We start from the raw sequence: 19,193 nt of genomic DNA on the forward strand, positions 1-19,193 counted from the left end.
GCCGACCAGAGGCAGCCCGGCCGACCGGCCACAGGCCGCCTCCCGGCAAGCGGGCCGCGCCCTGGACGATCCGCCGCGCCCCTTCGGGACCCGCTCCCGACGCGGACACGGCACGCACCGCCGCACGACAGACAGCCCGGCGCCCGCAGCCGCCCCGCCGACCAGAGGCAGCCCGGCCGACCGGCCACAGGCCGCCTCCCGGCAAGCGGGCCGCGCCCTGGACGATCCGCCGCGCCCCTTCGGGACCCGCTCTCGACGCGGACACGGCACGCACGGCCCGTACGACAGACAGCCCGGCGCCCGCAGCCGCCCCGCCGGCCGGAGGCAGCCCGGCCCCTTCGGGGCCCGCTCTCGGCGCGGACGCGGTGCGGCCGGCTCCGCGGCGGCCCCCGCCCCGCGGTCCGTGCCGCGCCCCCGCGGTCCGTGCCGCGCCACCGGAGCGCGGGCCACCGCACCAGCCGGCGGACCAGCCGGAACGGCCCCGCCGGACGTACCGCAGCGGCCCCGCCGGACGTACGCCGGAGCGGCCCCGCCGGCGGGCAGCGGCCGCCGCCCCGCGGTCCGTGCCGCGCCCCCGGAGCGCGGGCCACCGCACCGGCCGGCGGACCAGCCGGAACGGCCCCGCCGGACGTGGGTCGGAGCGGCACGCCGGAGCTGCCTCGCCGGGCGGGCGGCGGTCGGCCGTTCGGTCGGGGTGGTGTCACCGGGTGTGCGGTGCCGGGTGCGGGGGGTGTGGGTACTCCGGGGTGCGGGGTGCCCGTGCAGGCAGGATGCTGGGACGCGTGATGGACGAGACGGAGTTCTGGGAGCTGGTCGACGCCACGCGTGAGGCCGCCGGGGGTGACCCCGAGGAGCAGGCCGACCTGCTCCTGGACCGGCTCCTGCGGCTGGAACCGGACATGGTCCTGGACTTCGCCCGTCACTTCGAGGCCCGCTACAACCGGGCGTACACCTGGGACCTCTGGGGCGCCGCCTGGGTGCTGCTCGACGGGGCCAGCGACGACGCCTTCGACTACTTCCGGTGCTGGCTCATCGGGCAGGGCCGGGAGGTCTACGAGGGGGCCGTGCACGATCCGGACGCGCTCGCGGACCTGCTGGACGACTTCGACGAGGAGATCGACGGCGACGGCGAGGAGCTGGGCTACGCGGCCGACGAGGCCTACGAGCAGCTCACCGGGACCGTCGCCCCGGACCTGGGGATCGCGCCCGCCCCGGCGGAGCCCGAGGGCACGCCGGTCGACTTCGAGCAGGAGGGGGCGCTCGCCGAGCGGTACCCGCGGCTGTGGGAGCGTTTCAAGGAGTGAGCCCCGGCCCGCGCCGCGGCCGGTTCAGGCCGCGGCGCGGCGGCGGGTGGTGGTGTCCGCCGGGATGTACGCCTGCTGCGTCGAGGCCTCGGCCGTGTGGTGCAGCGGCGCGTTGTTGGCCTGCTCCAGGGCGGACGCGGTGGCCGCGGCGGGCCCCAGGACGACCGCGGCGACGGCGCAGACCACCGTCCACGGGCTGCGGACGGCCCGGGTCCAGCCGGTGTCCCCCGCGACGGTCCCGGCGGCCGTCCGCGTGCTGTCCGTGCGACTGCTGTTCATGTTCCCCGCCTCCAGTCGGTTCGGTTCGTGTCGTACTCGACGGTAGGGGGCGGTGATGGGAGGAGTCTGAACGCCACCTGAGGCGTTCCTGTGAACGCGTGGGCCGTCCGGGGCGTGCGCACCGTCCGGGCCGTCCTGCCCTGTAGCCGGGCGGCCTTCTCCCGGATCTCCGGCAGGCGGGCGCTGAGGGCCGCGCCGGGGCAGCTCGTCATGAAGCCGTCCTTGTGCCCGGCGAGGGCGGGCAGCGCCGCGGTGGCTCCGGCGGCGTACCGGCTGTGGCTGTTGCTGGAGGTCAGGTGGACGTCGGCGCGCGGGTCGACGCCGGAGAGGCCGAGTTTCCAGGCGGCGACGGCGGCGATCGCGTCGACCATCGCCTGCGGGACCGGCATGCCCGCGGTGAAGGTGCCGAGCGCGGCGACGCCGGCCGTGCGGTGGTTGAAGCCCTGGGTGTGCGCGCCGGTGACGGGGCGGTCGAGGCCGCCGGCCCGGCCCTCGTAGACGGTTCCGCAGCGGTCGACGATGAAGTTGTAGCCGATGTCGTCCCAGTCGCGGACGCCGGTCTGGCCGGCGTACAGGTGGCGGATGATGCGGGGCGCGTCGGCGCAGTCGTAGCCGTTGGGCGAGTCGGTGTGGTGGACGAACACGGCGACGACCCGGTCGTCGTAGCGCGGGGGCGGCTGTGCGCGCCGGGAGAGCTCGGCGAGCCAGGCCGCGCGGGGCACGATGCGGGGCCGGGCGGCGGTGTGCGGGTTCGCGGGGCGGTTCCCGGACGGCTGGGCGGTGCGGGCGGCCGGGGCGGCCGTGGCGGTGCGCTCGACGCCGTGCGCGCACAGCGCCAGGGCCGCGCCGGCGGAGAGGCCGGGCAGGCAGCCCAGGAGCACGAGCAGGGGGCCCGGCACCGCCACCGGGCGCCGCGCCCGTGTCTCCCGCGCGCGGCGGAGGACCTGTCGGATGGCACGCATGGTCCCCACTGTCGGCCGGTTCCGCTCCCCCCGCGATGTGTGCTGTGCCACCTGGCGGAACCGACGTCCCGTGCCGCGGCGTTCTCGGGGTACGGGCACGCGGGGCGGGCCGGTCCGGCCGGTCGCGCGGGTGCGGGCGACGCACAGTTGATCAGCGGGGCCGTCCCGTACGTACGGGAGGGTCCGAGAGGAAGGCGGCCGAGTGGACCTGCTCGACATCCTGCTGGTGCTGGTTGCCCTGGCGTACGCCGGCTCCGGGTACCGGCGCGGTCTGGTGGCCGGCTGTGTCTCGCTGGCCGGGTTCGTGGGCGGCGCGGTGGTCGGCGTGTGGGTGCTGCCGTGGGTGATGGACCTGGTGGCGGCCGGGACCACGGCGGCCACGGTCACCGCGGTGCTGACGGTGCTGGCCCCGGCGGCGGTGGGGCACGAACTGGCGGGGCGGCTGGCGCTGCGGCTGCGCCGGGAGCTCGACCGGGGTCCGCTGCGGGTGGCGGACGGGGCCGGCGGCGCGGTGGCCAACGCGGTGGCGGTGCTGATCGTGGCGTGGGTGGCGGCCAGCGTGCTGGGCGTGTCCTCGTCGGCCGTCGTGACGTCGGCGATCAGGGACTCGCGGCTGCTGGGAGCGGTGCAGGAGGTGATGCCGGAGACCACTCCGGGGTGGTTCTCGCGGGCCACGTCCGCGCTGACCGAGGCGGGTTTCCCGCAGGTCTTCAACCCGTTCGAGAACGAGTCGACGGCCCAGGTGGCCGAGCCCACCGGCGACAGCGTCACGGCGAGCGCGACGAACGCGGCCAGGCGGAGCACGGTGAAGGTCGAGGGCGTCTCGGGCGGCCAGGGCCGTGAGGGCAGCGGGTTCGTGTACGCGCGGGAGCGGGTGATGACCAACGCCCATGTGGTGGCGGGCATGGACGAGCCGACCGTGCGGGTCGGCGGCGTGGGCCGCTCCTACACGGCGCGGGTGGTGCTGTTCGACCCGGACAGGGACGTGGCCGTGCTGTACGTGGCGGGGCTGGGCGCGCCGGTGCTGCGGTTCGACGACACGGCCTCCCGCGGGGACGCCGCGGTCGTCGCCGGATATCCGCAGGACGGCGACCTCGACCTCAGGGCGGCGACCGTCGCGGGCCGGATCGAGGCGACCGGCCGGAACATCTACAACGACGCCACCGTCACCCGGGAGATCCACGCGATCCGTTCCCTCGTCCGCCCCGGCAACTCCGGCGGTCCGCTGCTGACCACCGACGGCCGGGTGTACGGCGTCGTCTTCGCCCGTTCCACCTCCGACGACGAGACGGGGTACGTGCTGACGGCCGCCGAGGTCGCCGGCGACGCGCAGCGGGCGGCGACGGCGACGGCCGCGGTGGACACGGGCGAGCCGGTCACGTCGTGACCGCCCGCGGGTCACCGGGACAGCGCGCGCCCGACGCCCCGGCCCCTGGGACCGTTGGCGACGGCGAGGCCCGGGGCCGGTACAGGTGCCCGGGGATCGCACACGTGCCCGGGGCGGCGAGCGGCTGGGGGACCGAGGCGGATGCGGCCGGCGACGCGGCCGCCGGACTCGGCGACCAAGTGGTCGCAGGGGGTCACCCTCCTGCGGCCCCGGCAGCGGGTACCTGCCCCGGTCCCGTGGTCGCTGCGGGTCACCCTGCGGCCCGGGCAGCGGGTCCCGGCCCCGGTCCGCCGGGGGCGGCGGGCAGGATGGCGGCATGGAACGTTCGCGAATCGCGGTGGCCGGCGCGTCCGGTCTCATCGGCAGCGCCCTGGTGCGGTCCCTGACCGCCGACGGGCACGAGGTGGTGCGCCTGGTGCGCCGGGCGCCCCGGGGCTCGGACGAGGTGCGCTGGGACCCCGAGCGGGGGCGGGTGGACACGGCCGGGCTCGCCGGGTGCGACGCCGTGGTGAACCTGGCGGGCGCCGGGGTGGGCGACCGGCGCTGGACGGAGGAGTACAAGCGGCGCATCCACGACAGCCGGGTGCACGGGACGGCGGCTCTCGCGCGGGCGGTCGCCGCGCTGGACCGGCCGCCGCGGGTGTTCGTCAACGGCAGCGCGATCGGCATCTACGGCGAGACCGGCGACCGGGTCGTCGACGAGAGCGCCCCCGCCGGGAGCGGCTTCCTGCCCGAGCTGTGCGTGGAGTGGGAGGCGGCCGCGGCTCCGGCGCGGGAGGCGGGCGTACGGACGGTGTTCCCCCGGACCGGGCTGGTCGTGGCGCGGGGCGGCGGGGCGTGGGGGCGGCTGTTCCCGCTGTTCCGGGCGGGCCTGGGCGGGCGGATGGGGGACGGGCGGCAGTACTGGTCGTACATCTCGCTGCACGACGAGGTCGCGGCGGTCCGGCACCTCCTGGACCGCGACGACCTGTCGGGGCCGTTCAACCTGACCGCTCCCGAGCCGCTGACGAACCGGGAGATCACCGCCGCGATGGGGCGGGTGCTGCACCGGCCGACCCTGTTCCCGGTGCCGGCGCCGGTGCTGCGGACGGTGCTCGGCGAGATGGCCGGGGATGTGCTGGGCAGTGCGCGGGTGGTGCCCGAGCGGCTGCTGACGTCGGGGTTCACCTTTGCGTTCCCCGGGATCGAGGACGCCCTGCGGGCCGCCTGACACCCCACCGGGACCGCATGCGACCGCTGTGCGACCGTGCCCTGCTCATGCGCGACTGTTCCCGACCGATCACGGCCCTACCCTCGATCCGAACTCGGGTATTCCGGACGCCCGATGGGGGCATCACGTCTCCACCGGCCGCGCAACCTCGAGGCGAGGAGGGGCACGTGCTTGAGCCCGCGTACCAGGCAGACGTCGTCGTGGTGGGAGCCGGGGTCGCCGGCCTCTCCGCCGCCCAACGGCTGAACAGCGCAGGAGTGACGACGGTGGTCCTGGAGGCCGCCCCCTGCGTGGGGGGCCGTATGGCGACCGAGAAGGTCGACGGCTTCCGGCTCGACCGCATCGGACAGCTGCTGTCCACGGCGTATCCCGAACTGGCGCTGACCCCGGGGCTGGGCGCGCTCGTCCTGCGCCCGTTCGCCCCCGGGGTGCTGCTGCACAGCGACGGGCGCCACCACCGCGCGGGCGCACCAGCGGGCGCGGGAGGCGCGAGGGGCGCACTCCATGCCGTACGCGCCCTCGCAAGCGCCCCCAGGCCGGGGTCGCTGCCCAGGTCGCGCGCCGGAGCCTCCCGCGCGGTCGCCGCGCTGCCCGGCAGGCGGCCGGGCGCGCCCCGGCAGACGGTGGTCCCGCCGCGCGTCCGGGCGGGCGCCCCGCTGGGCACCGCCGTGGACCAGGCCCGGCTCGGTGCGGCGCTGACCCGGCTCGCGGCCACCCCCGCCGAACGGCTGCTGCGCCGCCGGGAGGCACCGGCCGCCGAGGCCCTCGCCGCCCGCGGGCTGCCCGCCCGCACGATCGACGGCTTCCTGCGGCCCCTGCTCGCCGCCCTGCTGTGCGACCCGGACCTCACCACGTCGAGCCGGTGCGCGGACCTCGCGCTGCGCGCCTTCGCGGCCGGACGGCTGTGTCTGCCGGAGGGCGGGGCCGAGGTGCTGCCGGACCTGCTCGCGCGGACCCTGCCGCCGGGCACCGTGCACACCGGGGTACGGGTCACCTCGGTCTCCACGACCTCGGTGACCACCGCCGAGCACGGCACGTTCCGCTGCCGCGCGGTCCTGGTCGCCACCGACGCGCGCACCGCCGCCGAGCTGCTGCCCGGGCTGCGGGTGCCCGACTTCCACCCGGTGACGGTCCTGCACCACACCACCGACGAGCCCCCGTCGACCGGCGCCTCGCTGCTCCTGGACGCCGACCGCGGCGGCCCCGTCGCCCACACGACGGTGACCAGCCGCGTCGACCCCAGCCGCGCTCCGGCCGGCCGCACCCTGGTCACGTCCACGGTCCTCGGCGCACCTCCGCCCGGCGTCGACACCGCGGTCCGCCTGCACCTCGCCCGCCTCTACGGCACCTCGACCGCCCGCTGGGAGACGCTGGCCGTGCACCACACCCCCGAGGCCGTCCCCACCATGCGCGCCCCGCACGACCTGCGCCGCCCGGTACGCCTGCTGGCGGGCCTCTACGTCTGCGGCGACCACCGCGACACCAGCACCGTGCAGGGCGCCCTCCACTCGGCCCACCGCGCGTCGGCGGCCATCCTGTCCGACCTCGGCGCGGCAAGCCCGATGCACGCCGCAGACCCCTTGCCGACGGCCCGCAGGGCGGCATGAGACGGCCGGAGGCGGCTGAGACGGCCGGAGGTCGCATGAGACGGCCGGAGGCCGAACAAGCGCCTGCGGCGGCATGAGGCGCCCCCGGAGACCCGCTCCAGCCCGGTCGGCACCGGCCGGCCCGGCGAACCAGCCCGTCCGGCGCTTGAGGACGAGGCCCGTCCAGGGCCGAAGCGGGGGTCCGGGGGACGGCAGCCCCCCGGGGACGGGACGGGAAGGGACGGCGGGGGCGAGGAGACTCCCGCCGCCTACCCCAGCGCGGCCACCTTGTCCCGGTACGTCCGCACCGGCGCCGCGTCCTTGTACGGCTCCAGCCGGCGCTCGAAGTCCTTGACGTACTCCACCGCCCGCACCGACCGCATCTCCGCCGCCTGTCCCGCCGCCTCCGCCGCGAGATGGCACGCCTGGTCGAGCTCGCCGAGGCCGAGGCGGGCGGAGGCGAGGACGACCCGGCAGAACAGGCGGCTGCGGGCGTAGGCCGCGGGACGGAGCTGGAGGGACCGTTCCGCGTGCTGCGCCGCGGCACGGAACTGCTGGAGGTCCCGGTGGCAGTGCCCGAACTCGTCGGCGAGCTGCCCCTCGTCGAAGAACCGCGCCCAGAACGGCGTCTCGTCCCCCGCCTTGGCCGCGTCCAGCGCGCGCTCGGCCCGCACCAGGGACGCGGTGCAGGCCCGCACCTCGCCCAGCACCCCGTGCCCGCGCGCCTCGGCGGCGTGCAGCAGCGCCTGGACGACGGGCGGGGCGTTGGTGCCGACGCCCTGCTGGGCGACGCGCGCGAGCTGCACGGCCTCGCGGCCGTGGCCGAGGTAGACGGCCTGGCGGCTCATGGTGACCAGGACGAAGGAGCCGTACGCCCGGTCCGCGGCGGCCTGGGAGAGCCGCAGCGCCTGCACGAAGTAGCGCTGGGCCAGGCCGTGCGCGGCGATGTCGAAGGAGGTCCAGCCGGCGAGGCGGGTGAGGTCGGCGGCGGCGCCGAACAGACGGCGGCCGGCCTGCTCGCCGTAGGTGCCGCGCAGCATCGGCTCGCACTCGTGCTCCAGGTAGCGCACGAGGGCCTGGCGGGCGTGGCCGCCGCCGTACATGTCGTCGAGGGTGCGGAAGAGTTCGCCCACCGAGCGGAGGGCGGCGATGTCGCCGCCGGTGACGCGCTGGCCGGGGCCGCGCTCGGTGGTGGCGCGCTGCCGGGGCACGCCGGACGCGCCGTGGCCGGACGGGGCCGGCGGCCTGGGCGGAACGGCCCTGCCGGACACCGGCCCGGCCGGCGCCGACGCGGCCGGCGCGGCCTGGCCGGACGGGCGGGCCTGCGCCGGCACCCGGGCGGGGGGCTCCCCGGGAGCGCGGGCGACCCTCTCGTCGGCCCGGCCGATCAGCCAGTCCCGGCTGGGCACGACGAGACCGGCCGGTGTGAAGGCGATCTTGCGCAGCTCGGCGTGGCTGCCGGAGTCCTTGCGCCACAGCCCGCCGACGATGTCGATCGCCTCCTCGGGGGTCCCGGCGAACTCCAGCCCCGCGTACACGGGGGCGCACGCGTCCAGGCCGAGGTCCTGCGCGGTCAGGCGGCGGCCCAGGCGGCGGGTGAAGACCTCGGCGATGAGGGCGGGGGTGGTGCCGCGGGGCTGCTGACCGCGGAGCCATCGGGTGACGGACGTCTTGTCGTATCTGAGATCCAGCCCGTGCTCGAGGCCGAGCTGATCGACGCGCCGGGCCAGACCCGCGTTGGAGAAGCCCGCTTCTGCGATGAGCGCGGCGAGCTGGCGGTTGGGAGTGCGCTGCGCGGGTCGTTCCGTCATCTGCGGTGCGGTCTCCTGCCTTCCAGGCCCCTGAAGTGCCTGGATTGCCTGTGAGCAGCCCTAATGGCCTCGTGAACGGCGCGAATGTAGCGGAGCGTAAGCGCGCGATTGCATATCTCGACATTCATTCATCCGATCGTGTGAGGATCGACTCCCAAGCTGACGCGCGGGGCCGGACGTACAGTGGCGGGGGCGCGCTGCGTGCCCGATACACCCGTTGCCGAGGGAGGCGCTTGCCGTGAGTGAGGTGCGGTTCGTCCGCTGGGGATTCGGAGCGGACGCGGTCGAGTACCAGGAGGCGTGGGACGAGCAGCGCCGGGTGCACGCGGCGCGCTTCGCCGACGAGGTCCCCGACACCGTGCTGCTGCTGGAGCACCCGCCGGTCTACACGGCCGGCCGGCGCACCGCCGACGACGAGCGCCCCCTGGACGGCACGCCGGTGATCGACGTGGACCGCGGCGGCAAGATCACCTGGCACGGTCCGGGCCAGCTCGTGGGCTACCCCATCCAGAAGCTCCCGCGCCCGGTGGACGTGGTGGCGCACGTGCGGCGCCTGGAGGACGCGCTCATCCGCACCTGCGCGGAGTTCGGCCTGGAGACCACCCGGGTCGAGGGCCGCAGCGGGGTGTGGGTGCTCGGCGACCCGGTGGAGCGGCGGCCGTCGTTCGGCGGTCTCTCGCTGGACTTCGACCCCCGGCTCACCGACGAGGAGTTCGACCCGCGCCTGAACGGCCCGGAGTACGCCCCCTCCAACGCCGGCCAGCGCCGCGAGGACCGCAAGATCGCCGCGATCGGCATCCGGGTGGCCAAGGGCGTCACGATGCACGGCTTCGCGCTGAACGTGAACCCCGACAACAAGTGGTTCGACCGGATCATCCCGTGCGGGATCCGGGACGCGGGGGTCGCCTCGCTCGCCGGCGAGCTCGGCCGGGACGTGACCATCGAGGAGGTCCTGCCGGTCGTCGAACGCCACCTCGCCGACGTCCTGGGGAACGCGGACCTGAAGCCGCGGGAGGTGGAACGGGCCTCCGCCTAGCCGGACATGTCTTCCCCGTCACGCCGGGGCCGCGGGGGAATGCTCCCCCGGCCCGGCGGGTTGCCCACCGCGGGGACCGAAAACGTACGGGCGTACCCTGGGGGACGCCGAAGAATCGAAGCTACAGGGAGCCGATGTGTCCGCAGTCGCACCCGACGGACGCAAGATGCTGCGCCTGGAGGTCCGGAACAGCCAGACCCCCATCGAGCGCAAGCCCGAGTGGATCAAGACCCGGGCGAAAATGGGTCCCGAGTACACGAAGATGCAGAACCTCGTGAAGAGCGAGGGGCTGCACACCGTATGCCAGGAAGCCGGCTGTCCCAACATCTACGAGTGCTGGGAGGACCGCGAGGCCACCTTCCTCATCGGCGGTGACCAGTGCACCCGGCGCTGCGACTTCTGCCAGATCGACACCGGCAAGCCCGAGGCGCTCGACCGGGACGAGCCGCGGCGCGTCGGCGAGTCGGTCGTCACCATGGACCTGAACTACGCCACCATCACCGGCGTGGCGCGGGACGACCTGGAGGACGGCGGCGCCTGGCTGTACGCCGAGACCGTGCGGCAGATCCACTGGCAGACGGCGGAGCGCGAGGGCGGGCGCACGAAGGTGGAGCTGCTGGCCCCCGACTTCAACGCCGTCCCGGAGCAGCTGGCGGAGGTCTTCTCCGCCCGGCCCGAGGTGTTCGCGCACAACGTCGAGACCGTCCCGCGGATCTTCAAGCGGATCCGCCCCGGTTTCCGCTACGAGCGCTCGCTCAAGGTCATCACCGAGGCGCGCGACGTCGGTCTGGTCACCAAGTCGAACCTGATCCTCGGCATGGGCGAGACCCGCGAGGAGGTCAGCGAGGCGCTGCGGCAGCTGCACGACGCCGGCTGCGAGCTCGTCACCATCACCCAGTACCTGCGCCCGAGCGTCCGGCACCACCCCGTGGAGCGCTGGGTCAAGCCGCAGGAGTTCGTCGAGCTGAAGGAGGAAGCCGAGCAGATCGGCTTCTCGGGCGTGATGTCCGGCCCGCTGGTACGGTCCTCCTACCGCGCCGGGCGCCTGTACCAGATGGCCGTCGAGAAGCGCGGTTCCTTCATCGCCGCCCAGGCCGTCTGACGCTCCGTCACCCGCCGCGCCCCGCACCGTCCGCGGGGCGCGTGTGAATTCGCGCACAAGCGGCTACTCGCCAGTAGCGGCCGAGATGACGCGGTCCCGGCCGTCCTCCCTGATGAGGGCGCCCGGCAGGGCCGCATCAGCATTTCGGCCCCCCACATCGAGGCTTCATTGGTGTTTGACCGGTCGGTCACGCCCTGGTAACACCAATCAGTGACGTTGGTATCACACCACGTACACCCGTGACCCATGCCGCCCGAGGGGGACCCCCATCATGCAGGCCGCGCCCGTTCGCGCCACCGCGATCCCTTCCTTCACCGACGCCCTGCGCGCCGTCGAGTCCCTGCTCATGAGCGGCGGCCAGCGCACCGCCCGGCGCAACGCCTGGAACTCCGTCCTGGAGGACCGCCGCCGCGCCAAGGACCGGGTCGAGGCGCAGCGCGTCCTCGAAGCGGTCAGCGTCGGCTCCGCCCGCCCCTGACCTGCCCCGGCCCCTCGCTGCCGGGCACTGCCGTCGTGGGTCCTCCCGGGGACACGTAGACTGCGTGACATGGCGAGGAAGGACACGGCGGCAGACGCCGCGAACCCCGGGCGACTGAAGCAGATCGCCCTGACCTACAAGATGACCCGCAAGGCCGACAAGCAGATCGGTCTTGTACTCGCGGCTGTCGGAATCGTCACCTTCGGTGTCTTCCTCGCGATCGGTTTCTTGATCGGCCACCCCATCTATCTCGGCATCCTGGGCCTCCTGTTCGCCTTCCTCGCGACGGCGATCGTGTTCGGCCGGCGGGCCGAGCGGGCCGCCTTCGGCCAGATGGAGGGCCAGCCGGGCGCCGCGGCGGCCGTGCTGGACAACGTCGGCCGGGGCTGGACGACGACCCCGGCGGTGGCGATGAACCGCAGCCAGGACGTGGTGCACCGGGCCGTCGGCAAGGCCGGCATCGTCCTGGTCGCCGAGGGCAACCCGAACCGGGTGAAGAGCCTGCTGGCCGCCGAGAAGAAGAAGATGAACCGCATCGTGGCGGACGTCCCGGTGCACGACCTGATCGTCGGCACCGGCGAGGGCCAGGTGGAGCTGAAGAAGCTGCGGACCACCATGCTGAAGCTGCCGCGCGTGCTGACCGGCCCGCAGGTGACCACCACCAACGACCGGCTGCGCGCCATGGGCGACCTGATGAGCAACATGCCGCTGCCGAAGGGCCCGATGCCCAAGGGCATGCGCCTGCCGAAGGGCGGGCCGAAGGCCCGCTGAACCCCGCGACACCCGAAGGGGGCGCCCGGATCACTCCGGGCGCCCCCTTCGTCGTACGCCACACCCTCCGCGGTACGCCGTCCTAGATACGCACCTCGACCGTGCGGGCCAGCCGGTCGTGGAGGCCGCGGCCGTCGCGGTCCCAGATCAGCGCGGGGACGGCGAGGCAGAGCAGGACCGTGCGCAGGGCGGAGCGGACGGGATGGACGGTGCCGGTGTCCAGGGCGACCACGCGCAGCCGGAACAGGCGCTTGCCCGGAGTGAAACCGAGCGTACCCACCGTCAGCACACTCATCACGAGGAAGATCAGCAGGGCCCAGTTGCCGGTGGCGGGGCCGTAGCCGTCCGTGATCAAACCGTATGCGATCAAGAGGCACAGGCCCCAGTCCACCGCAAGGGCGCCGACGCGCCGGCCCGGACGGGCGATCGAGCCCGGTCCCTCCTCCGGCAGACCCAGCTGCTCGCCCCGGTATCCGAAGTCGGCACCGGCTTCCTCCATGGCCGCGCGCGGGCCGGAGAGCCACGATCCGATTGCTTGCCTGTTGTCCACCCGTCCACGGTACTGCGCACCCATATGCCCGGCGGACGGAGGGGTGCGGGACCGTGTGACCGAGCTACCGTGGAAGCCGGGCCGGTTAACTTCTGCGAAACAAATGGGTCACGCACGAGAAATCACCCGTCCCTAGGGTCGACGACAGCGTGTGCCACCGCACTGGCCGCACGAACGAACTACCACCCCGGCCCGCCGGCCGGGAGTAGGAGGAGCTGGATGTTCCAGAACGCCGACGAGGCCAAGAAGTTCATCGCGGACGAGGACGTCAAGTTCATCGACGTCCGGTTCTGCGACCTGCCGGGCGTCATGCAGCACTTCTCGCTGCCCGTCGAGGCGTTCGACCCGGACGAGGAGCTCGCCTTCGACGGATCGTCGATCCGTGGCTTCCAGGCCATTCACGAGTCCGACATGGCCCTGCGCGCCGACCTGTCGACCGCGCGGGTGGACCCCTTCCGCCGCGACAAGACCCTCAACATCAACTTCTTCATCCACGACCCGATCACGGGCGAGCAGTACTCCCGTGACCCGCGCAACGTGGCGAAGAAGGCGGAGGCGTACCTGGCGTCGACCGGGATCGCCGACACCGCGTACTTCGGCCCCGAGGCCGAGTTCTACGTCTTCGACAGCGTGCGCTTCAAGACCTCGGAGAACGAGTCCTTCTACCACATCGACTCCGAGGCCGGCGCCTGGAACACCGGTGCGCTGGAGGACAACCGCGGTTACAAGGTCCGCTACAAGGGCGGCTACTTCCCGGTCCCGCCGGTCGACCACTTCGCCGACCTGCGCGCCGAGATCTCCCTGGAGCTGGCCAAGTCGGGCCTCCAGGTCGAGCGCCAGCACCACGAGGTGGGCACCGCCGGCCAGGCCGAGATCAACTACAAGTTCAACACGCTGCTCGCCGCGGCCGACGACCTCCAGCTCTTCAAGTACATCGTGAAGAACGTCGCCTGGCGCAACGGCAAGACCGCGACCTTCATGCCGAAGCCGATCTTCGGTGACAACGGCTCGGGCATGCACGTCCACCAGTCGCTGTGGAGCAACGGCTCCCCGCTGTTCTACGACGAGGCCGGCTACGCGGGCCTGTCGGACATGGCCCGCTACTACATCGGCGGCATCCTCAAGCACGCCCCGTCGCTGCTGGCCTTCACCAACCCGACGGTGAACTCCTACCACCGCCTGGTCCCGGGCTTCGAGGCGCCGGTCAACCTGGTGTACTCGCAGCGCAACCGCTCCGCGGCCATGCGTATCCCGATCACGGGTTCGAACCCGAAGGCCAAGCGCGTCGAGTTCCGCGCGCCCGACGCCTCCGGCAACCCGTACCTGGCCTTCTCGGCCCTGCTGCTCGCGGGCCTGGACGGTGTCAAGAACAAGATCGAGCCGGCCGAGCCGATCGACAAGGACCTCTACGAGCTCGCGCCCGAGGAGCACGCGAACGTCGCGCAGGTCCCGACCTCCCTCCCGGCCGTCCTCGACTCGCTCGAGCGCGACCACGAGTTCCTCCTCCAGGGCGACGTCTTCACGCCGGACCTGATCGAGACGTGGATCGACTTCAAGCGCGCGAACGAGATCGCTCCGCTGCAGCTGCGCCCGCACCCGCACGAGTTCGAGCTGTACTTCGACGTGTGACAGACGCGGTGTGGGGCCCCTTGGAGACAAGGGGCCCCACACCGCTTTTTCTGTCCTGACTTGTGAGTATGCACTTTCACGATCCATCGCCGCCCACTTCTGGTTTTCAGCACCTTGCGCAACGGCCGCGCAGCATGATCTTGAAGCCTGACGGTGCGCCGGTGGTGCTGGCGTCTTCGCGAAGATCGTCCGCGTTCTCCTGACCAGGGCCGTGCCCTCGTGGTGGAAGGCATCCGTGCACACGGCCGTCGTGTCGGGCGTCGTAGCGATCGTCACGGTCGCGTCCCGGCGAACGGGACTCCACGATCACCGACAAGGTCCTCGAGCGCACGGCCGAACGGCAGAGCCACCCAAAGCTCGTTTGACAGACCGGCGAAAGGCGTAAGCTGGCTTGCTGCCGAGCACCGGGGACACGCATTCGTCTGGGGTGGGTTGATGCTGACGTGGATCGAAGCCGTGGGAGCCGGCGCGGGTGGAGGTCTGATCGCCGAGGCAGTCGTGGCCTACGGTCGTCTGCACGGCTGGCAGCAGGCGCGATACGAGGCACGGGCGACCAACGACCCGCTTCCACCGCTCGGTAGGTACATGGATCCGCTGGCGGACTCGCTCGCCGCGCTCGTGCGTGTCGCGCTGGGAGGCGCGGCCGGGTGGTTGCTTCACACCGAGGTCACTGGCATTTACGCAGCGGTGACCGTGGGTGCGTCCGCACCCGCCCTGCTGGCCCAGATCGGTCGGGCGACCACACCGATGCAGGCTCTGCGCCCGCCCGGCGCAGAAGTGCAGGGTGCACTTGCCGAGCCGGTCACTCCGGAGGAAACCCTCCCCGTTCGAAGGGAGACGGCGTCGTGACGGTCGGATCGGTGGCCCGCCGTTCCTGGCGCTCGTTCACTGGCGGCCCCGTCATCGTCCGCCCTGCGGCAGGAGCACGTACACGAAACGCGTACACGCTTGCGCAGCGGTTCTGGGCGTCGTTCATCGGCGTGGGCCTGCCCGCTGTGCCTGTTCTCCCGTTGGTACCGCCCCCGAGTCAGCCACCGCCGACCGGCGATATTCCAGTCGCCCGGCCTGGCTCCGGGCCGATGAACCCAGGCTGGTTCCCTCTTCCGCGGCTTCCGCAGGTCGCCGGCCTGGCTGCCGCGGGCGACGACGCCGTGGTGTTGGAGGCGTTGTCTCCAGACGGCACGGTGCGCTTTCTCGTACGCAGCCACGGGAACTCCGCCCCTGAGTACAGCCTGGAGCTCATTGTGTGTGGCGTCCCTGAGGGCGTTCCTCTGATGACGGCAGTCAGATATACCAGCGCACAGGGTCCGGAGCGGGTGCTGCTCGTACCGGTGGTGCGAGGACCTTTCGGTCTTGCCGCCTCCTACGTGCGGCTTCCGGATTTCTCGGGGGAGGAGTGGACGGCGTCCATGCCGGCTTCAGTGGGGCGGGACAGCGTGTGGGAGCGGACAGCGATAGAGCTGTCGGTCGGCGCGTCACTCAATGACGCAACTCGCGACGCGTGGCGCTGCGTTCGGGAGCGCATCTCGGACGAGGGCATGCGCAGCGCCATCGGCGAGGCGTTGGGGTGACTGGTGCATCGGAATCCGGCCCGGGTCTGAATCCCCGGAGCCAGCCCCGCTCGGAGAGGACCCGCCGCGTACCTCGGCGCCTGCGGGGGGCCCACTCAAGCCTTGCCGCCAGGGCCGCGGTTGTGAAGGTACTCAAGCGTTCCACCGGCCCGCAGGCCGCGGTCAGGGAGCTGCTGGGCGAATCGGCGCTGTGGTGGCACTGTTGTGGTGAAGCGGTCCGTGACGATCCGCAGTGGCTCACCAGCCGAGACTGCGAAGAATTGCGTATCTGGCTGGCAGCCAATGTCCCGGATGCCGAACACGCGGCAGCGTCGCGGGTCGATCACCCCCTTCTGCTGGCCAGAGCACTGGTCGCGGCGGAGCGAGGTTCCCAGGAGCAGGACGCTGGGCTGCTGCGAGTGCTGGACGCGTGGGAGGGCGGTCACCTGCTGTGCGCGGAGGCCGCGCCCGGTCCCGCGCAACCCTCTGGCAAGCGACTCACCGAGCTCTCACCCCGCGTGGCCGGCGACATCGACGCACTGCTGCAACGAAGTCATCAGCTGTGTGAGGATGCTGAGGGCGAACGCTCTTCAGCCGCCGAGGGGCTTCTCGTGATAGCCGCGCTCATGTTGGGAGGCGTCGCTCCACGAACTCGCCCCACGATACGGCTCCCCGTGGTCTTCGGCCGCGTGTCCGGATCGGGCGGCGGGGTCGCCGCCGCCGAAGGCGTCACCGGAACCCTGGAGCTGCGCGAGTTCCCCCCGGGACCAGAGGGGCTGTTTCCGGACCCTCGGACGATGGATGGGGTGCGTAGTCCGAACAGCCAGTTCGCCGCAGCACTGGGCGAGGCTTGGCGGCTTGCCGGCCCACGGCGTGAGGGACGCTGCGTGCTCTGGAGACTCGTCCTGTCCGACGAGGCCGCCGCCCCGGATCGGATCGAGGGTCCCTCCCTCGGCGCTGCCTTCGCGCTCGGTCTGCGGGCGCTGCTGCGATACCCGTCGTCGCGACGGCCGGGCACGGCCTGGTTCCGCGATGTCTTCCACGGGCTACGCCCGCGGACAGCGGTGACGGGCGCTCTCGACGCGGACGGCCGTCTGCTCCGGGTCGCCGAGATGGATGCCAAGCTGCTTGCTGCGCGTCGCAAGAACTTTCGTCTGGTGGCACCGGAAGCGAACCGCCTCACAGTCGCTGCGGCCCCCCGTCCCGGCGACGTCAGGTTCGCCTCCGACCTACGCGAAGCCGACCGATACGCCCGCCAGTTCCGCTTAGGCCGTCTTGCCGTCGTGGCACTCGTCCTCGCCGGTTTGACGGTCGGTGGGCTCGCACTCCACCAGCGGGATCTCGCCCGCGACCGGGAGCAGAGCGTCCTGGCCGGCCAGGCCACCGCACGAGCCGATCAGCTACGCGCCGACGATCCGTCGCTCGCTGCCAGACTCGATGTCGAGGCGTACCGTCTCCGCCCCACCAGCGATCTCTACGCGCGTCTGATCGAGGACGCGAACAAGCCGCTTTCCACCGTCGTGAACGACTTCTCCGGCAGCGTCCACGCGGTGGCGTTCAGCCCCGACGGCCACACCCTTGCTGCCGTCGGGTACGACGACGGCAGCAAGGGCATGCTCCGGATCTGGAGCACCGCCGACTCCGCGCAACCTGTCCTGCTCGGCCGGCCCGTCCGGCTCCTTCACAATGTCGGCTCAGTGGTGTTCAGCCCAGACGGACACACGCTCGTCACCTCCGGCGTGGGCACCGCGGACACCGTTCAGCTGTGGGACGTCACAGACCCGGCCCGACCGAGAACCTTGGGAACGGCCCTTCCGCACACTCCCAGCGGCAACCCGGTGCGGTTCAGCCACGACGGTCGTATCCTCGCCACCGGCAGCAGCAGCGTCAACGACGAGCAGTTGTGGAACATCACGGATCCCTCCCGCCCCGTCCCGCTGGGCCGGCCGCTGCACCACTCGTCAGCGGTGAACGTCGTGGCTTTCAGTCCGGACGGCCGCACGCTGGCCACCTCGTCCGTGGAGGACGGCGCACGCCTGTGGAACATCGCGGACCCCGCGCACGCTGTGCCGCTCGGCCACATCGGGTCCGCGGTCAGTTCGATGGTGTTCAGCCCGGACCATCGCACCCTCGTCATGGGTGACACGGGCAATGTGAGGCTGATGAACGTGACGGACCCGGCCCACGCCGCAATGGTGAGCGGCACCCCGCTGACAGGCTTCACCGGTTCCGTCCGCTCGATCGCGTTCAGCCCCGACGGCCGCATCCTCGCCGTTGCCGCCGACCAGAACATGCGGCTGTGGAACCTCGCGAACCCCGAACGCCCCGCGCCGCTCGGCCCATCCCTGGACGGCCACACCGCCACGATCTCCTCTGTGGCGTTCGCTCCGGACGGCCACACCATCGCCACGTCCAGCAGGGACCACACCGTGCGGTTGTGGCGCTTGCCCACCGCCCTGCTGACCGACCACGCTGATGCCATCTCCTCGATGCTGTTCAGCTCTGACGGCCGCATGCTCGCTACCGCCGACGGACACACGGTGCGCCTGTGGAACACCACGGATCCGACCCACCCCACCCCCGTCGGCCGACTCCGGGCTTCCGACAGCACCGTCTCCGCCATGGCGCTGAGCCCGGATGGCCGCACGCTCGTCACCACCGCTTACGACGACAAGCTCGTAACCCTCTGGAACCTTTCGAAGCCGGCCCAGCCGACCGCCGTCGTTCAGATCACGAACTTCTCCGCCGGTGTGAACTCAGTGGCGTTCAGCCCCGACGGACTCACCCTCGCCACCACCACCGCTACCGGTGTCGTCGGCGGCGACAACAGCGTGAGGCTGTGGGACATGTCAGAACCCACCCGCCCCCGACTGCGCGGCCAGCCTCTGGCCGGTGAAGCGGGCGCTTGGTCCACAGCGTTGTTCAGCCCTGACGGGCACACAATGGCCGTCGCGGGACGCTACTCCGGATATACGGCGCAACTGTGGGATGTGAGCGATCCGGACCGCCCCCTCCGCTCCGGGCCGCCCCTCACCGGCGGCGCCGGCGCCATGGCCTTCAGCCCGGACGGCCGGACCCTCGCCACAGTGACCGTCACCGGAGTGGCCGACGGCCCCGGCGACGGCACGGTCAGGCTGTGGAACATATCCGACCACGATCATCCCTCCCCCATCGGCCAGCCGCTGACTGGTTCCAACGGGCCCATCCGGACAGTCGCTTTCAGCCCCGACGGACACACCCTCGCCACCGCAGGCAACCTCGCACGCCTATGGGACGTCACGGACCTGGCGATGCCCGCGGCCATCGGCCAGCCCCTCGCCGTCAACAGCGCTGAACTCACCTCACTGGCGTTCACGCCAGACGGCAACACCCTCGCCACCGCCGGCCAGGACAACACAGCACGGCTGTGGCCCCTGGAAGTGGACCAGTCAGTCCAACAGATCTGTGCGAACACTGACCCACTGAACCGCCGACAGTGGCAGCAGTACCTCCCCTCGCTTCCCTACCGCGCCACTTGCGACTGACGGCCAATCGACTA

At 72.6% G+C, this 19,193-nt stretch carries 16 protein-coding genes and 1 pseudogene; 12 read left to right on the forward strand and 5 right to left on the reverse strand.

All coding sequences use genetic code 11. The features are described 5' to 3' along the window. Positions 1–785: 785 nt before the first annotated feature. A complete protein-coding gene (locus ACFYWQ_RS01210; protein WP_389512842.1) occupies positions 786–1,304 on the forward strand; it encodes a DUF4240 domain-containing protein in 519 nt (172 codons plus the stop codon). A gap of 24 nt (positions 1,305–1,328) precedes the next feature. Here the strand turns inward: ACFYWQ_RS01210 and ACFYWQ_RS01215 are convergent, their stop codons facing one another. Continuing rightward, positions 1,329–1,583 (reverse strand): hypothetical protein, encoded by a 255-nt coding sequence (locus tag ACFYWQ_RS01215; RefSeq protein WP_389511674.1) that lies wholly within the window; start codon positions 1,581–1,583, stop codon positions 1,329–1,331. Beyond that, a complete protein-coding gene (locus ACFYWQ_RS01220; RefSeq protein WP_389512844.1) occupies positions 1,580–2,464 on the reverse strand; it encodes a peptidoglycan recognition protein in 885 nt (294 codons plus the stop codon). Before ACFYWQ_RS01220 ends, ACFYWQ_RS01215 begins: the two co-directional genes overlap by 4 nt. A gap of 283 nt (positions 2,465–2,747) precedes the next feature. Here ACFYWQ_RS01220 and ACFYWQ_RS01225 point away from each other — a divergent pair, with 283 nt between their 5' ends. The 3 genes from ACFYWQ_RS01225 (at position 2,748) to ACFYWQ_RS01235 (ending at position 6,749) form a co-directional block, all read left to right on the forward strand. After that, positions 2,748–3,932, forward strand: a complete 1,185-nt coding sequence (locus tag ACFYWQ_RS01225; RefSeq protein WP_389511675.1) for a MarP family serine protease — start codon at positions 2,748–2,750, stop codon at positions 3,930–3,932. Positions 3,933–4,248: 316 nt separating this feature from the next. Next, positions 4,249–5,142 carry a TIGR01777 family oxidoreductase gene (locus ACFYWQ_RS01230; protein WP_389511676.1) on the forward strand — a complete coding sequence of 298 codons (894 nt, stop codon included), beginning with the start codon at positions 4,249–4,251 and terminating at the stop codon, positions 5,140–5,142. A 167-nt stretch (positions 5,143–5,309) separates the two neighbouring features. Beyond that, a complete protein-coding gene (locus ACFYWQ_RS01235) occupies positions 5,310–6,749 on the forward strand; it encodes an NAD(P)/FAD-dependent oxidoreductase (protein WP_389511677.1) in 1,440 nt (479 codons plus the stop codon). A 58-nt stretch (positions 6,750–6,807) separates the two neighbouring features. On the opposite strand, the pseudogene ACFYWQ_RS01240 reads toward ACFYWQ_RS01235, so the two are convergent. Continuing rightward, positions 6,808–6,988, reverse strand: a pseudogene (locus tag ACFYWQ_RS01240) (cobyrinic acid a,c-diamide synthase); the annotation flags it as partial. Positions 6,989–6,997: 9 nt separating this feature from the next. Continuing rightward, positions 6,998–8,539, reverse strand: a complete 1,542-nt coding sequence (locus ACFYWQ_RS01245; RefSeq protein WP_389511678.1) for a regulator — start codon at positions 8,537–8,539, stop codon at positions 6,998–7,000. 238 nt (positions 8,540–8,777) lie between these two features. On the opposite strand from ACFYWQ_RS01245, the gene lipB reads away from it, so the two are divergent. The 4 genes from lipB (at position 8,778) to ACFYWQ_RS01265 (ending at position 11,926) form a co-directional block, all read left to right on the forward strand. Continuing rightward, a complete protein-coding gene (lipB, locus tag ACFYWQ_RS01250; protein WP_389511679.1) occupies positions 8,778–9,575 on the forward strand; it encodes a lipoyl(octanoyl) transferase LipB in 798 nt (265 codons plus the stop codon). A gap of 136 nt (positions 9,576–9,711) precedes the next feature. Next, positions 9,712–10,677, forward strand: a complete 966-nt coding sequence (lipA, locus tag ACFYWQ_RS01255) for a lipoyl synthase (RefSeq protein ID WP_389511680.1) — start codon at positions 9,712–9,714, stop codon at positions 10,675–10,677. A gap of 271 nt (positions 10,678–10,948) precedes the next feature. Beyond that, on the forward strand, positions 10,949–11,155 hold the full coding sequence (locus tag ACFYWQ_RS01260; RefSeq protein WP_389511681.1) for a hypothetical protein: 207 nt from the start codon (positions 10,949–10,951) through the stop codon (positions 11,153–11,155). 69 nt (positions 11,156–11,224) lie between these two features. Next, positions 11,225–11,926 (forward strand): DUF4191 domain-containing protein, encoded by a 702-nt coding sequence (locus ACFYWQ_RS01265; RefSeq protein WP_389511682.1) that lies wholly within the window; start codon positions 11,225–11,227, stop codon positions 11,924–11,926. An 82-nt stretch (positions 11,927–12,008) separates the two neighbouring features. On the opposite strand, the gene ACFYWQ_RS01270 is transcribed toward ACFYWQ_RS01265, so the two are convergent. Next, a complete protein-coding gene (locus ACFYWQ_RS01270; RefSeq protein ID WP_389511683.1) occupies positions 12,009–12,476 on the reverse strand; it encodes an RDD family protein in 468 nt (155 codons plus the stop codon). 219 nt (positions 12,477–12,695) lie between these two features. Here ACFYWQ_RS01270 and glnA point away from each other — a divergent pair, with 219 nt between their 5' ends. From glnA to ACFYWQ_RS01290, 4 genes are all read left to right on the forward strand, one after another. Then, positions 12,696–14,105: a type I glutamate--ammonia ligase gene (gene glnA, locus ACFYWQ_RS01275; RefSeq protein WP_389511684.1), complete on the forward strand. Its 1,410-nt coding sequence runs from the start codon at positions 12,696–12,698 to the stop codon at positions 14,103–14,105. A gap of 435 nt (positions 14,106–14,540) precedes the next feature. After that, entirely contained in the window at positions 14,541–14,954 is a 414-nt protein-coding gene (locus tag ACFYWQ_RS01280; protein ID WP_389511685.1) for a hypothetical protein, read from the forward strand. 230 nt (positions 14,955–15,184) lie between these two features. Further along, the gene (locus tag ACFYWQ_RS01285) at positions 15,185–15,676 is read left to right on the forward strand and encodes a hypothetical protein (protein ID WP_389511686.1); all 492 of its coding nucleotides are present in this window, start codon (positions 15,185–15,187) and stop codon (positions 15,674–15,676) included. Between the two features lie 122 nt (positions 15,677–15,798). Next, positions 15,799–19,179 carry a hypothetical protein gene (locus ACFYWQ_RS01290; protein ID WP_389511687.1) on the forward strand — a complete coding sequence of 1,127 codons (3,381 nt, stop codon included), beginning with the start codon at positions 15,799–15,801 and terminating at the stop codon, positions 19,177–19,179. The last annotated feature ends 14 nt before the right edge of the window (positions 19,180–19,193 follow it).

Origin of the sequence: Streptomyces sp. NPDC003247 (assembly GCF_042888135.1) — a bacterium.
In the GTDB taxonomy this organism is placed as follows: domain Bacteria; phylum Actinomycetota; class Actinomycetes; order Streptomycetales; family Streptomycetaceae; genus Streptomyces.